The sequence below is a fragment of the Micromonospora chaiyaphumensis genome (assembly GCF_900091435.1).
Lineage (GTDB): Bacteria > Actinomycetota > Actinomycetes > Mycobacteriales > Micromonosporaceae > Micromonospora > Micromonospora chaiyaphumensis.
This window is the reverse complement of the sequence record NZ_FMCS01000006.1, coordinates 162,653-175,518: the sequence shown is the minus strand read 5'-3', so window position 1 is coordinate 175,518 and position 12,866 is coordinate 162,653. Positions and strand designations below refer to the sequence as shown.

Annotated in this window: 11 protein-coding genes; 4 read left to right on the top strand and 7 right to left on the bottom strand. The window is 75.6% G+C overall.

Features of this window, described 5'->3' with window-relative positions; genetic code table 11:
• Positions 1–60: 60 nt before the first annotated feature.
• Genes GA0070214_RS17810 through GA0070214_RS17800 form a run of 3 tightly spaced genes read left to right on the top strand, consistent with a single transcriptional unit; the run spans position 61 to position 2,265 of the window.
• Complete coding sequence (locus GA0070214_RS17810) at positions 61–672, top strand: 5-oxoprolinase subunit B family protein (protein ID WP_091264549.1); 612 nt, start codon at positions 61–63, stop codon at positions 670–672.
• Entirely contained in the window at positions 570–1,532 is a 963-nt protein-coding gene (locus GA0070214_RS17805) for a 5-oxoprolinase subunit C family protein (RefSeq protein WP_377462996.1), read from the top strand. Before GA0070214_RS17810 ends, GA0070214_RS17805 begins: the two co-directional genes overlap by 103 nt.
• The gene (locus GA0070214_RS17800; protein ID WP_091264543.1) at positions 1,516–2,265 is read left to right on the top strand and encodes a LamB/YcsF family protein; all 750 of its coding nucleotides are present in this window, start codon (positions 1,516–1,518) and stop codon (positions 2,263–2,265) included. Before GA0070214_RS17805 ends, GA0070214_RS17800 begins: the two co-directional genes overlap by 17 nt.
• 13 nt (positions 2,266–2,278) lie before the next feature.
• Here GA0070214_RS17800 and GA0070214_RS17795 read toward each other — a convergent pair whose 3' ends face one another.
• Positions 2,279–4,114, bottom strand: coding sequence for an NHL domain-containing thioredoxin family protein (locus GA0070214_RS17795; RefSeq protein ID WP_091265517.1), 1,836 nt, complete (start codon positions 4,112–4,114; stop codon positions 2,279–2,281).
• Positions 4,115–4,176: 62 nt separating this feature from the next.
• Complete coding sequence (locus GA0070214_RS17790; protein ID WP_091264540.1) at positions 4,177–4,827, bottom strand: TetR/AcrR family transcriptional regulator; 651 nt, start codon at positions 4,825–4,827, stop codon at positions 4,177–4,179.
• A gap of 87 nt (positions 4,828–4,914) precedes the next feature.
• Between GA0070214_RS17790 and GA0070214_RS17785 the strand changes: the two genes are divergently transcribed.
• Positions 4,915–5,493: a TIGR03086 family metal-binding protein gene (locus GA0070214_RS17785; RefSeq protein WP_091264537.1), complete on the top strand. Its 579-nt coding sequence runs from the start codon at positions 4,915–4,917 to the stop codon at positions 5,491–5,493.
• A gap of 52 nt (positions 5,494–5,545) precedes the next feature.
• Here the strand turns inward: GA0070214_RS17785 and GA0070214_RS17780 are convergent, their stop codons facing one another.
• The 5 genes from GA0070214_RS17780 to pdhA form a co-directional block, all read right to left on the bottom strand.
• On the bottom strand, positions 5,546–8,374 hold the full coding sequence (locus GA0070214_RS17780; RefSeq protein WP_091264535.1) for an LppU/SCO3897 family protein: 2,829 nt from the start codon (positions 8,372–8,374) through the stop codon (positions 5,546–5,548).
• A 348-nt stretch (positions 8,375–8,722) separates the two neighbouring features.
• Complete coding sequence (locus GA0070214_RS31870) at positions 8,723–8,860, bottom strand: hypothetical protein (protein ID WP_165823299.1); 138 nt, start codon at positions 8,858–8,860, stop codon at positions 8,723–8,725.
• 223 nt (positions 8,861–9,083) lie between these two features.
• Positions 9,084–10,541, bottom strand: coding sequence for a dihydrolipoamide acetyltransferase family protein (locus tag GA0070214_RS17775; RefSeq protein ID WP_091264531.1), 1,458 nt, complete (start codon positions 10,539–10,541; stop codon positions 9,084–9,086).
• A 5-nt stretch (positions 10,542–10,546) separates the two neighbouring features.
• Entirely contained in the window at positions 10,547–11,536 is a 990-nt protein-coding gene (locus tag GA0070214_RS17770; protein WP_091264528.1) for an alpha-ketoacid dehydrogenase subunit beta, read from the bottom strand.
• Positions 11,536–12,714 carry a pyruvate dehydrogenase (acetyl-transferring) E1 component subunit alpha gene (gene pdhA, locus GA0070214_RS17765; RefSeq protein WP_091264525.1) on the bottom strand — a complete coding sequence of 393 codons (1,179 nt, stop codon included), beginning with the start codon at positions 12,712–12,714 and terminating at the stop codon, positions 11,536–11,538. Before pdhA ends, GA0070214_RS17770 begins: the two co-directional genes overlap by 1 nt.
• Positions 12,715–12,866 lie beyond the last annotated feature (152 nt).

The window sequence follows — 12,866 nt, the reverse complement described above, 5'->3', positions numbered from 1 at the left end:
CACCGTAGGTTACTTGCAAGTAGTGTGGACCGTCACGGTCGCCGACGCGAGGATGACGGGATGCGGATCAGGCCCGTCGGCGCGCACGCCCTGCTGCTCGACTGCGGCGGCCCCGAGCAGGTCGAGGCGTGGCGGGCCGAGCTGTGGCGCCGCCGGGCCGCGGGTGAGCTGAGCGCCGTCGAGATCGTCCCGGCGGCAGCCACCGTCCTGCTCGACGGCGTGCCGGACCCGGCGACGGCCGCCGCGCGGATCGCCGGATGGACCCCGGCAGGCGTCGCCGCCAGCAGCGGCACCGCCGAGGTCCGGGTCCCCACGGTGTACGACGGCGCGGACCTGCCCGCCGTCGCCGAGCACTGGGGCGTCGACGCGCCCGCCGTGGTGGAGCGGCTGCGGCGGACCGAGTTCCGGGTGGCGTTCTGCGGGTTCGCGCCGGGGTTCGCGTACCTCACCGGGTTGCCGGCCGAGCTGGCCGTGCCCCGGCTCGCCACCCCGCGTACCCGGGTGCCGGCCGGCTCGGTGGCGCTGGCCGGCCCGTACGCCGGCATCTACCCGACCGCCTCGCCCGGCGGCTGGCTGCTGGTCGGGCGGACCGACCTGGTCCTCTTCGACGTCCACGCCGACCCGCCGGCCCGGCTCAGCCCGGGCACCCGGGTCCGGCTGGTCAGCCCGTGATCGAGGTGCTCCGGGCGGGTGCCCTCACCACCGTGCAGGACCAGGGCCGCCCCGGCTGGGCCCACCTCGGCGTGCCCCGCTCCGGCGCGCTCGACCCGGCCGCCCTGCGGCTGGCCAACCGGCTCGTCGGCAACCCCGAGCACGCCGCCGGGCTGGAGATCACCCTGACCGGTTGCGCACTGCGGTTCAGCCGGGCCGTCACCGTCGCGCTCACGGGCGCCGAGGTGGACCTGCTGGTCGAGCACCCGGCCGGGGCCGGTCGGCCCGGCGACCTGGGCCGGCCGCTGTCCCTGCCCGCCGGGGCGACCCTGCGGATCGGTCCGGCCCGCGCCGGGGTGCGCACCTGGCTCGCCGTCTCCGGCGGGATCGCGGTCGAGCCGGTGCTCGGGAGCCGCGCCACCGACACCCTCTCCGGCCTCGGCCCGCCCCCGCTGCGCGACGGCGACCGGCTGCCCCTGGGCGCCCCGACCGGCCCGCCGGCCCCGGTGGACCTCACCGCCGCCCCCGCGCTGCCGGCCGTGCTCCGGCTGGCGCTGCGCCCCGGCCCGCGGCAGGACTGGTTCACCCCCGCGGCGCTCGACCTGCTGCTGACCACCGCGTACGCGATCAGCCCGGCCAGCAACCGGGTCGGCGTGCGGCTGGCCGGGGCGATCCTGCCCCGCGCGGTGGCCGGCGAGCTACCCAGCGAGGGCCTCGTCCTCGGCGCGGTGCAGGTGCCGCCGAACGGCCAACCGCTGGTCTTCCTGGCCGACCACCCCACCACCGGCGGGTACCCGGTCATCGGGGTGGTGGAGGACGTGACCCCGCTCGCGCAGGCCCGCCCAGGGACTACGGTGACGTTCCATGGACCTCAACGCTGACCTCGGTGAGGGATTCGGCATCTGGCGGCTGGGCGACGACGAGGCCCTGCTGGGGCTGGTCACCTCCGCCAACGTCGCCTGCGGCTTCCACGGTGGGGACGCGTCCACCATGCACCGGGTCTGTGCGGCCGCCGCGCGGCGCGGGGTCACCGTCGGCGCCCAGGTCGGCTACCGGGACCTCGCCGGCTTCGGCCGGCGGCACATCGCGTACGAGTTCGCCGCGCTGCGCGACGAGACGATCTACCAGCTCGGGGCGCTGGACGCCTTCTGCCGGCTGGCCGGCACCCGGGTGCGCTACCTCAAGCCCCACGGCGCGCTCTACCACGCGGCCGCCTGCGACGAGGCCCAGGCCGCCGCGCTGGTGGCCGCGGTGAGCGCCTACGACCACGAGCTGCCCCTGCTCTGCCCGCCCGGCTCGGTGCTCGCCCAGCTCGCCGTGGGCGCGGGCCTGCGGGCGGTCGCCGAGGGCTTCGCCGACCGGAACTACCTGCCCAGCGGGCAGCTGGTGCCCCGCACCGCCGCGAACGCGCTGGTCAGAGACCCGGACGAGGTGGCCACCCGGGCGGTCCGGATGGCCACCGAGCGGACCGTGGTGGCGGTCGACGGCAGCGTGGTGCCCTGCCCGGTCGAGTCGATCTGCCTGCACGGCGACACCCCCGGCGCCGTGCGCTGCGCCGAACTGGTGCGGGCCGCCCTCATCGACGCCGGGGTCACCCCGACCCCGTTCGCCTGAAGGGAGGGGCCTGTCAGCCTTCGTCGAGGCCGCGCAGCACCAGCGGCAGGCGGGTCGCCCCGCCGGCCACCACGCGGATCGGCACGCCCCAGTCCTGCCGGGTGAGGTGGCAGGCCGCGTGCTCGACGTCGGCGTCGCAGGTGGCCGCCTGGGCGGTCACCTGGAGCACGCCCTCGGTCACCTCGCCGCTGAGCACCAGCCGGCGGGACAGGTCGGTGCTCGTCCCGGCGCCCTCGACCAGCAACTCCGGCGGGGACGCCGAGACCACCACGCGGGTCGACGGCCCGTACGTCTCGTCCAGCTTCTGCCCGGGCGCGGGCGTGAACACCACGTCGAGGGTCAGCTCGCCGGCCGCCACGTCGGTGGGCTTGCGCTCCAGCTTGTGCCGCGGGCCGTCCACGGTGTTCGCGCCCGCCGCGGTCAGCGCGCCCGGTGCCAGCCGGGTCAGCCGGTGCGCGGCCGACTCGACCACCAGCACCTCGCCCCCGGCCGTGAGCACCAGGTCGCTCGGCTCGGCCAGCCCGTCGGCCACCGTGGCGACCTGGTTCGTCTCCGGGTCGAAGCGGCGCACCGCGCCGTTGTAGGTGTCGGCGATCAGCACCGAGCCGTCCGGCAGCGCGCACACCCCCAGCGGATGCTGGAGCAGCGCCCGGTCGGCCGGGCCGTCCACGTGGCCGAAGTCGAACAGGCCCTGCCCCACGGCGGTGCCCATCACGCCGTTCTCCACGAAGCGGATCGCGCTGGTCTCGCTGTCGGCGACCCAGAGGCGGGCGCCGTCGGCCGAGACCGAGAGGCCGGAGGGCTGGGCCATCCAGACGTCCGGCAGCGGGCCGTCGCGCAGCGCCTCCACCGTGGTCCCCGCGTACATGCCGGCGGTCCGCTTCGCCGGGTCGAACCACCAGAGCTGGTGGATGCCCGCCATGGCGACGACGACCCGGTCGTCGTACCAGGCCACGTCCCAGGGGGAGGAGAGGTCGACCGAGCGGGCGTCGTGCGAGTGGTCGTCGACCGTCGAGCGCCACTGCCGCCCGGTGCCGGCGACCGTGACCACCTCGCCGGTCTCCAGCTTCACGCCGCGTAGCAGGTGGTTGACGGTGTCGGCGACGACCACGTCGTAGCCGGCCAGCTCGGCCACCGGCGGGGGCAGCAGGCAGAGGCCCTGTGGCTCGGCGAAGGTGGCCTCGCCCGCCGGGCCGTCGGCGTGACCGCGGTCGCCCGTGCCGATCCGCCGGATCACGGTCTCCCCGTCCGGGGCCAGCTCGACCAGGGAGTGCCGGGCCGAGTCGGAGACCAGCAGGTTGCCGCCGTCGAGCACCACGGCCTTGCCGGGGAAGCGCAGGGCGGTCTCGGGCTCGGCGGTCGCCACGTACGGGCCCTCGCCCCGGTGCAGGGTGCCCTTGGCCTCGTGGGTGGCGATCAGGTCGTCGATCAGCCGGGCCAGGCCCTCGGCGTGCCCCTCGCCGGCCATGGTGGCGACCACGTAGCCCTCGGGGTCGACCACCGACAGGGTCGGCCAGGCCTTCGCCGCGTACTGCTGCCACATGTCCATCTCGGGGTCGTCGAGCACCGGGTGGTGCACCCCGTAGCGCTCGACGGCGGCGGCGAGGGCCGCGGCGTCCTTCTCGTGCTCGAACTTCGGCGAGTGCACCCCGATCACGACCAGCACGTCGCCGTACTTCTCCTCGAGCGGGCGCAGCTCGTCGAGCACGTGCAGGCAGTTGATGCAGCAGAAGGTCCAGAAGTCCAGCAGGACGATCTTGCCGCGCAGGTCGGCCAGGGTGATGTCCTTGCCGCCGGTGTTCAGCCAGCCCCGGCCGCGCAGCTCGGGTGCCCGTACTCGTGCGCTCATGCCCCCATCGTGCCGCACCGTCGGCGGCGGCCGGCCCGATGGGGCGGTGAAGAGCGACACGGTCACCGGTCGGAGCGGGCCCGCCAGCGGGCCACCAGGTCCTCCTGCCGCGCCGGCGTGCCGGGGAGCGGGGCCTCGACGGGGTTGTGCAGCGCCTGGAGCAGCAGGGCCAGATATCGGTGCCGCAGGGCGGCGCCCCGGTCGGCGCTGGGGAGGTCCACCAGCATGACCGTCTCCAGCAGCAGCACGATGTCGGCACCGCTCACGTCCTCGCGCAGGTCGCCCGACTCGCGTACCCGGTCGAGAAGCGTGTCGGCGAGCCGGCTCGCCCGTTCGGCCATCCGGCTCAGCTCCGGGGTCGGGGTGAAGGTGCCGGCCAGCCGTTGCGCGAGCGCCTGGCCGCCGCCCTCGACGACCCGGTGCAGGCAGGCCACGTAGGCCTCCCACGGGGGCGCTTCGGCGGCGAGCGCGGTCTCCAGGTCGGCGATGTAGCGGGCCAGGCCGTCGGCCGCCAGAGCGCGCAGCAGGTCCTGCTTGCTGGGGTAGCGCCGGTAGAGGGCGCTGATGCCGACGCCGGCGCGGGTGGCCACGGCCGCGACGGGCGCGTCGGGATCGGCCAGGAAGACCTCGCGGGCGGCATCGAGGATGCGGCTGTCGTTGCGGGCCGCCTGGGCGCGGCGGCCGCTGAGCGGGCCGGTGTCGGGTGCGGACATCTGCCGACGATAGCAGTGGAACAGATCGTTCCGTTCTGCTACCCTAAAGCGGAACGAAACATTCCGTTCCCCGAAAGGATCGGCCTCGTGAGCTTCCCCGTCCTCACCACCGCCCTGGACCTCCTGCGCCGCGCCGCCGAGGGGGTTCCGGCCGACCGGCTCGACGACCCGACTCCGTGCGACCAGTGGACCGTCGGGCAGGTGCTCATGCACGCCGCCGGTGACCAGCACGCCTGGGCGGCGCACGTCGGCGTCGGCGCGCTGCCGGCGTACAACCCGTTCGACCCGCCGCGCGGCCACGACGAGGGCGTCCAGAGTGTCGTGCGGACCGCGATCGAGGCTGCCGCCGCGACGTGGGAGCGGGTCGACCCGGCGGGCGGGCCGGTGGGCACGCCGCTGCCGCCCGTGCCGACCATGGACCCGCAGCTCGCCGCCGCCGCCTGCGCGCTGGACGCCGCGGTCCACGCGTGGGACGTGGCGGTCGCCACCGGGCAGCCGGCGCCGCTCACCGCCGAACTGGCCGAGCAGCTCATGCCGGCGGCCCGCGCGACCGCCGAGCCGCTGCGCGGATTCGCGTACGCCGCCGCGCTGCCCACCGAGCCCGGTGCCGACCCGGTCGCCGCCCTGCTGGCCTACCTCGGGCGCGACCCCCACTGGCAGCGCTGAAAAGCGACGGCGGGGCCACGGATCACCGTGGCCCCGCCGTCGTGCGTGGTTGCTACTGGCCGGCCGGCTTGAGGCAGAGCACCCGGTTGCTCCCGTCGCCGGGAAGGACCACCTGGGGCTGCGCCGGGTCGGCGCACTTGTCCTTGCTGTCGACCTTCGACACCACGGTGAACGCGCCCTGCTCGCCGCAGTCGGCCGCCACCGCGGTCGTGCCGGACTGCTTGACGCAGGAGCCCACCGCCGGGTCGAAGCCCGCCGGCTTGTCGTCCCCACCGATCTTGCCGAGCAGGGTGAGCAGGCCGAGCGGCACAGCGAGGATGAGCACCGCGGCGATCAGCACGGCGGCCAGCACCCGGCCGTTGCGCACCTTCGGCGTGGGCGCCTCGGTCTTCGGCTCCGTCTCCGGCTTGAACGACTCGAAGCGGCTCTGGTCCGGGTCGCCGCCCGGACCCGCCTGCGGCCAGGCCGGCGGGCCCTGCTGCGGCGGCGGCGGGAACGCGGGCGGGAAGCCACCGGGCTCGCCCATCGGCCCCTGCCCCGGCACGCCGACCGAGGCCCGGCCGCCGGCCGGCGCACCGAACGGATCACCGGCCCCCGGCCCGCCGAACGGGTCGTGGGGGCCGCTCGGCGCGTTGAACGGGTCCTGGTGTCCAGCGGGAGCGCCGAACCGGTCCTGCGGCCCGCCGGGGCCACCGAACGGGTCGTGCGGCCCACCCGGGCGCTCGCCGTTGTGCGGGTGCACCCCGTTGACCGGCCGGCCGTTGCCGGGCGGGTCCACGAAGGACGGCACGCCGGGCGGGAACGGCGGCGGGGCGGCGGGCGACGACGGCGGGGCCGAGTGCACCGGAGGGGCTTCGGCGTAGCCGTGCGGGCGGTCCGACTCGTCCGTGCGGGACTGCGGGCCCGGCTCGGCGAAGCCGTTCGGGCCGTCCTGCCCGGGCGCCTCCTCCGGCTCCGGGCGGGCGGGCCGGCCGTAGACCCGGGGGCCCGGCACACCGGCCGTCGGCAACGGCTGGTCGGCCGGCGGCGTGACCCGGCTGGTCATCGGCACCGAGGCGCTGGCCGAGACCGCACCACCCGCACCGGCCTCCGGCGAGATGCGCGGCCCGGGCACCACCGGCCCGGCCGGCGACTGCGGCTCCTCGTGCGCCGGGCCGGGCGCGCCCCAGCCGGCGTCGGCGGCCGGCTCCGGCTCGTACGCCTGCGGGTTGCGCTCGCCCGGCTCGCCGCCGGCGTTGAACGGCGCGTAGTCGGCGGGCGGGGCCGCGGCCAGGGCGGCGCCCGGAACCCGCTGCTCCTGCGGCGGCAAGGGCACAGCGTTGGCCGGGGAGATCCCCGGGCCCGGGGCCGGCTGGTAGATCGGCCCGTCGTCGGCGCGGGTCGGCTCCCAGCCCGGTGACGAGGACTGCTCGGGCTGGGCCTCGCCGGCCCGGCCCCACGCCTCGCCGGGCGCCCACGGCTCGGCCTCCGGAACGGCCGGACGCTCGCGCGACCACTGCCCCGGGTTGTTGTCCTGGTTGCCGCCCCACGCGGGCGGCGAGTCGGGGGACGGGACGGACGCGCTGGCCCGGGCCGGCACCTCGGCAGCCGCCGGCGCGGCGGCGGAACCCCAGCCGGGCTGCTGCCGCGGCTCGTCGGCGGGCCGCTCCGGCTCACGCTGCTGCGGCACCGCCGCGGCACCGCTCCAGGCGGCGGCCGGACGCTGCTCCTCGGCGGCGCCCCAGGCGCCCGGCTGCGGTGCCTCGGCAGGCCCGGCGGACCGGCCCGCGGCCCAGCCGCCGGAGCGGTCCGGGTCGTCGTTCTGCGCCGTCGAGCCGTTCTGCCAACCGCCGGCACGGCTCTGGTCCTCGCCCTGCGACGTGGCCGGGCCGTTCTGCCAGCCGCCGGCCTGGCCCTGGTCGTCGCCCTGCCCGGCGGGGCCGGTCTGCCAGCCGCCCGCCCGGCTCTGGTCCTCGCCCTGCGTCGCGGTCGGGCCGTTCTGCCAGTGACCGGCCTGGCTTTGGTCGTCCGGTGCGGGCCAGGCGCTCTCCGGGTGGGCGGCACCCGGGACGGAGACCTTGGCGGCGGCGCGGGCCGTCGGCTCGGCCGGCGACCAGCCCGGGTTGGCGTGCTCGCCCTGCTGGCCCCAGGCCGGCTGGTCGTCCTGCTGCCGGGGGGCGGCGCCGACCGCCCAGCCGCCGGAGCGGCCCGGGTCGTCGTCCTGCTGCGCGGTCGCCGGGGACCACCCACCGGACCGGTTCGGGTCGTCCTGCGCGGCCGGCGTGGCCCAGGACTCGTTCGGCACGGTGGCGGGCGCGGGCACCTGGGCGGCGCCACGGCCACCCGGCTCGCCGGCCTGTGCCCAGGCGGGCTGCTCACCGGCCGGCGCCGGGGCGGCACCCCAGGCGGGCCCGCCCTGCTCGTTCGCCCAGGCGGGTGGGTTCGACCCGGCGGGGTTGTCCGACGGGGCGGCGGCCCAGGCGGGCGGCGCCTGCTCGTTGCCGCGGTGGGGACCGGTCTGCTCGGACGCGCCCCAGGCGGGTGCTCCCTGGTCGGGCGTCTCCCAGGCCGGGGTGGACTGCTCGCGCGCGGCCCAGGCGGGCTGCGCGGCGGGACCCCAGCCGCCCGGCTCGGCCGGCGGCGGCACCTGGGCGGTGGCCCGGCCGGCGGCGGGCTGGCCGCCCGGCGGTGTCCACGCGGGGGGCTGGTCGTCGGCCGCGGCCCACGCGGGGGCCGGCTGGGCGGTCCGACCGGCCGGCGGGGGCGGAGCCCAGCCGAGGTCGGGCGCGCCGTACCCGTTGTCCTGCTGCGCCGGGCGGTCGCCGTACGGCACCGGTCCGCCGGCGCCCGGCGACACCTCGCCCGGCTCCTGGCCGGGGCGGTGCGGGGCCTCGGACGTCATGGGTGCGCCTCCTCCATCACATGTCGGCCGCCGACTGCCGATCGGGACCGTCGGCATGGCTGCCGGCGTCGCCGGCAGGTACCGGCCGTGCGGGCTCCCCGCACCGTATCCGGTGGCCGCCCGGAGGCGCCCGGGGGAGCACGGGCCGTCACCGAACGTCACCGGACGATATCGATCGGTTGCTTTCGAGGCGATCGGTCCGGGGGCGGGCGGTTGGCGACCGAGCCCCACCGTACCGGGCGGTGCGGCGAGGTGGAATCCCGGTGCCGATCGACGTGAAACGCCGAAGACCCGCCCGGTGCCCGGGCGGGTCTTCGAACTGGAGGAGGTGAGGAAAGTAGTGGAGCGTCAGCTCATGTGACGCTGGGCGATGGCGAGAAGCTCCTCGCGGACCGCGGGCGAGTTGGCGGAACGCAGCGCGTGCTCGATGGCACGGGCGCGGCGGTTGGCGTCGCGGCGGTTGCGGATTCGCTCGATCATGCTCATCTGGGTCTCTCCTCCTGGCTATTCGGTTGTCAGCCCCTTGATGTCTCTATTGAACACCATGACGGACCCAAACTCCATCGATTATTAGGTGAGCTGAGCCACGTGCCTAAGGATCGTAGGTCAAGGGCCCCGGCGTGCCGATGTTTCTTCCCCCAACGGCAACGGCCGGTGTGCCGGGCGTTCACCCGTGGCACACCGGCCGTGGCCTGGTGCTGTGCGACCGTCAGGTCCAGGCGAGCAGCGCCGCCTCCGGGTCGGCCAGGAAGTCCCCGATGTCGCGGAGGAACTTCGAGCCGAGCTCACCGTCGATGATCCGGTGGTCGAAGGAGAGGCCCAGGGTGGTGACCAGGCGCGGCTTGACCTTGCCCTTGTGCACCCAGGGCTGTTCCCGGACCGCGCCGAAGGCGAGGATCGCGGACTCACCCGGCGGGAGGATCGGGGTGCCGGTGTCGACGCCGAAGACGCCGACGTTGGTGATCGTCAGCGTGCCGCCGGACATGTCGGCCGGCGAGGTCTTCCCCGCCTTGGCCGTCTGGACGAGGGCGGTCATCGCGTCCGCCAGCTCGCGCAGCGAGAGCCGGCCGGCGTCCTTGATGTTCGGCACGATCAGGCCACGCTCGGTCGCCGCCGCGATGCCCAGGTTCACGTAGTCCTTGACCACGATCTCCTCGCCGGCCCAGGTCGAGTTGACCATCGGGTGGCGCTTGACCGCGAGCAGCACCGCCTTGGCGACCAGCAGCAGTGGCGAGACCCGGACGTCCCGCCACTCGCGCCGCTCCCGGAGCCGGTCCAGGGCCTTCATGGCCCGGGTCACGTCGACGGTCAGGAACTCCGTGACGTGCGGGGCCGTGAACGCCGAGCGGGCCATGTTCTCCGCGGTGAGCTTGCGTACCCCCTTGACCGGGATGCGCTGCTCGCGGTCGGCGCCGAAGCTCGCGGCGGCCGTGGCCGGCGCCGCGACGGTCAGCGGCTCGGCCGCCGCCGGGGCCGCGGCCGCCCGCTGGACGTCCTCCCGGGTGATCGAGCCCAGCGGGCCCGAGCCGGTCAGCGTGGCGAGGTCGACGCCGAGGTCCTTGGCGAGCTTGCGGACCGGCGGCTTGGCCAGCACCGCGCCGGTCGTCCGGCCGTTGCCGTTCGCCGCCGGCACCGGGACCACCGGTGCCGGCGCCGGGGCCGGCTGGACCGGGGCGGCCGGTGCCGCCGCGGCCTGGGCCGGGACGCCACCCTTGCGCGGCCGCCGCTTGGCCGGCGCGTTCCGCGGGCCGTAGCCGACCAGCACGGCGGTACGCCCGCCCGGCGCCACGCCCCCGATGAGGCCCGGCTCGACCATGCCCTCCTCGGGCGCGACCTCGACGGCGGCCAGCGAGGCCGCCGACGGGGTGGGCAGGTCGGCGGCCGGCGCGCCGGTCGTCGACGGCTCGATCGGGCCGGCGTTCGGGTCGGTGTCGATCGCGATGATCGGGCTGCCCACCTCGACCGTGGCGCCCTCCGGGTGGAAGATCGCCTGCACCCGGCCGGCCCACTTCGCCGGGATCTCGACCGCCGCCTTGGCGGTCTCCACCTCGACGATCGGCTGGTTCAGCTCGATGTCGTCGCCCACCTTGACCAGCCAGGCGAGGATCTCGCCCTCGGTCAGGCCCTCGCCCAGGTCGGGGAGGTTGAACTCCTTGATCCGTGACATTCCGCTCACCAGCCGAAGGTGCGGTCGACGGCGTCGAGCACCCGGTCGAGGTCGGGCAGGTACTCCTCCTCCACCCGGGCGGCCGGGTAGGGGGTGTCGAAGCCGGTCACCCGCAGCACCGGGGACTCCAGGGAGTAGAAGCACTCCTCGGTGATCCGGGCGGCGATCTCCGACCCGAGGCCCAGGTTGCCCGGTGCCTCGTGGACGACCACGCAGCGGCCGGTGCGCTTGACCGACTCGTACGCGGCGGTCAGGTCCAGCGGCGAGAGCGTGCGCAGGTCGACGACCTCCAGCTCGCGCCCGTCCTCGGCGGCGGCGGTGGCCGCGTCCAGGGCGGTACGCACCATCGGGCCGTACGCGAGCACGGTCGCGTCGGTGCCCGGCCGGGCGACCCGGGCGGCGTGCAGCGGGTACGCCTCGCCGAGCGGGGCGTCCAGCTCGACGGGGCCCTTCTCCCAGTAGCGCCGCTTCGGCTCGAGGAAGACGATCGGGTCGTCGGAGGCGATGGCCTGCTGGATCATCGAGTAGCCGTCCTGCGGGTTGGCGCAGGTGACGACCTTCAGGCCGGCGGTGTGCGCGAAGTACGCCTCGGGCGACTCCGAGTGGTGCTCGACCGCGCCGATGCCACCGCCGTAGGGGATCCGGATCACCATCGGGATCCGCACCTTGCCCTGCGAGCGGTAGTGCATCTTCGCCACCTGCGACACGATCTGGTCGTACGCCGGGTAGACGAAGCCGTCGAACTGGATCTCGCAGACCGGCCGGAAGCCGCGGATGGCCAGGCCGACCGCGGTGCCGATGATGCCGGACTCGGCGAGCGGGGTGTCGATCACCCGCTGGTCGCCGAAGTCCTTCTGCAGGCCGTCGGTGATCCGGAAGACGCCGCCGAGCTTGCCGACGTCCTCGCCCATGATGACGACCTTCGGGTCGTTCTCCAGGGCCTTGCGCAGGCCGGCGTTGAGGGCCTTGCCGAGGGTGAGCGTCTCCGTGGCCATCAGTGGGCGCTCCCCTCGAACGACTCCAGGTACTTGGTGAACTGGGCCCGCTGCTCGTCGAGCTCGGGGGACCCGTTGGGGTAGACGTGGTCGAACATGGTGACCGGTTCGGGGTCGGGCATGGCGAGCACCCGCTCGCGCAGGTGCACCGACTCGGCGCGGGCCTGCTCGTCGACCTCGGCGAAGAACGAGTCGTCGACGATCTGCTGCTTGGTGAGGAACGCCTTCATCCGGGCGATCGGGTCCTTGGCCTGCCAGGCCTCGACCTCGCTGGCGATCCGGTAGCGGGTCGGGTCGTCGGAGGTGGTGTGCGCGCCCATCCGGTAGGTGTACGCCTCGATGAGGCTCGGGCCCTGGCCGTGCCGCGCGTTGTCCAGCGCGTGCCGGGTCACGGCGTACGACGCGAGCACGTCGTTGCCGTCCACCCGCACGCCGGGGAAGCCGAAGCCGCCGGCCCGCTGGTAGAGCGGGACGCGGGTCTGCCGCTCCAGGGGCTCGGAGATGGCGTACTGGTTGTTCTGGCAGAAGAACACCAGCGGGGCGTTGAAGACGCTGGCCCAGACGAACGACTCGTTGACGTCACCCTGGCTGGTGGCGCCGTCACCGAAGTAGGCGATCACCGCCTCGCCCTCGTCGCTGCCGGTCTTGCCGTCCATGGCGACACCCATGGCGTACCCGGTCGCGTGCAGGGTCTGCGCCCCGATGACGATCGTGTACATGTTGAACTTGAACTCGTTCGGGTCCCAGCCGCCCTGGTCGACGCCGCGGAACAGGCCGAGCGGCATGATCGGGTCGATGCCCCGGCAGTAGAGGACGCCGTGCTCCCGGTAGGTCGGGAAGGCCATGTCCTGCGTACGCAGCGCCCGGCCGGAGCCGACCTGCGCCGCCTCCTGGCCCAGCAGGCTGGCCCAGAGGCCCAGCTCGCCCTGGCGCTGGAGCGCCGTGGCCTCGGCGTCGAGCTTCCGCACCAGCACGAGGTCGCGGTAGAGCCCGCGGTACTCCTCGTCCGTGAAGTCGACGCGGTACTCGGTCCCGTCCGGGCCGAGCGCGCTCTCGATCCGCTCGCCCTCGGGTGTCAGCAGCTGCACGAGCTCCGGTTCGCCCGTGGCGGCGGCGCGCTTGGTACGGGGTGCGGCCCGCTTGCTGCGGGTGGCGGCCCCGGGGTCGCCCTTTGCCATCCGTCTCTCCCTGTCTGGTCTGCGCCGGCGCCGGGGGGTGACCCGTGCCGCGCACATCGTGCGCCCGATCCGGCATGGTGCCGGACCGGTCCCTGGCGGCCGCGCCTAGCCCCGGTGAGGGTTGCCGCGCGGCGTGAGCCGGGTCCCGTGAG

Coding starts and splice junctions, on each gene's coding strand:
- GA0070214_RS17795 (WP_091265517.1), bottom strand. CDS start 4,114: ATGAGCGCACGAGTACGGGCACCCGAGCTGCGCGGCCGGGGCTGGCTG.
- GA0070214_RS17780 (WP_091264535.1), bottom strand. CDS start 8,374: ATGACGTCCGAGGCCCCGCACCGCCCCGGCCAGGAGCCGGGCGAGGTG.
- GA0070214_RS17770 (WP_091264528.1), bottom strand. CDS start 11,536: ATGGCCACGGAGACGCTCACCCTCGGCAAGGCCCTCAACGCCGGCCTG.
- GA0070214_RS17800 (WP_091264543.1), top strand. CDS start 1,516: ATGGACCTCAACGCTGACCTCGGTGAGGGATTCGGCATCTGGCGGCTG.
- GA0070214_RS17790 (WP_091264540.1), bottom strand. CDS start 4,827: ATGTCCGCACCCGACACCGGCCCGCTCAGCGGCCGCCGCGCCCAGGCG.
- GA0070214_RS31870 (WP_165823299.1), bottom strand. CDS start 8,860: ATGAGCATGATCGAGCGAATCCGCAACCGCCGCGACGCCAACCGCCGC.
- pdhA (WP_091264525.1), bottom strand. CDS start 12,714: ATGGCAAAGGGCGACCCCGGGGCCGCCACCCGCAGCAAGCGGGCCGCA.
- GA0070214_RS17775 (WP_091264531.1), bottom strand. CDS start 10,541: ATGTCACGGATCAAGGAGTTCAACCTCCCCGACCTGGGCGAGGGCCTG.
- GA0070214_RS17810 (WP_091264549.1), top strand. CDS start 61: ATGCGGATCAGGCCCGTCGGCGCGCACGCCCTGCTGCTCGACTGCGGC.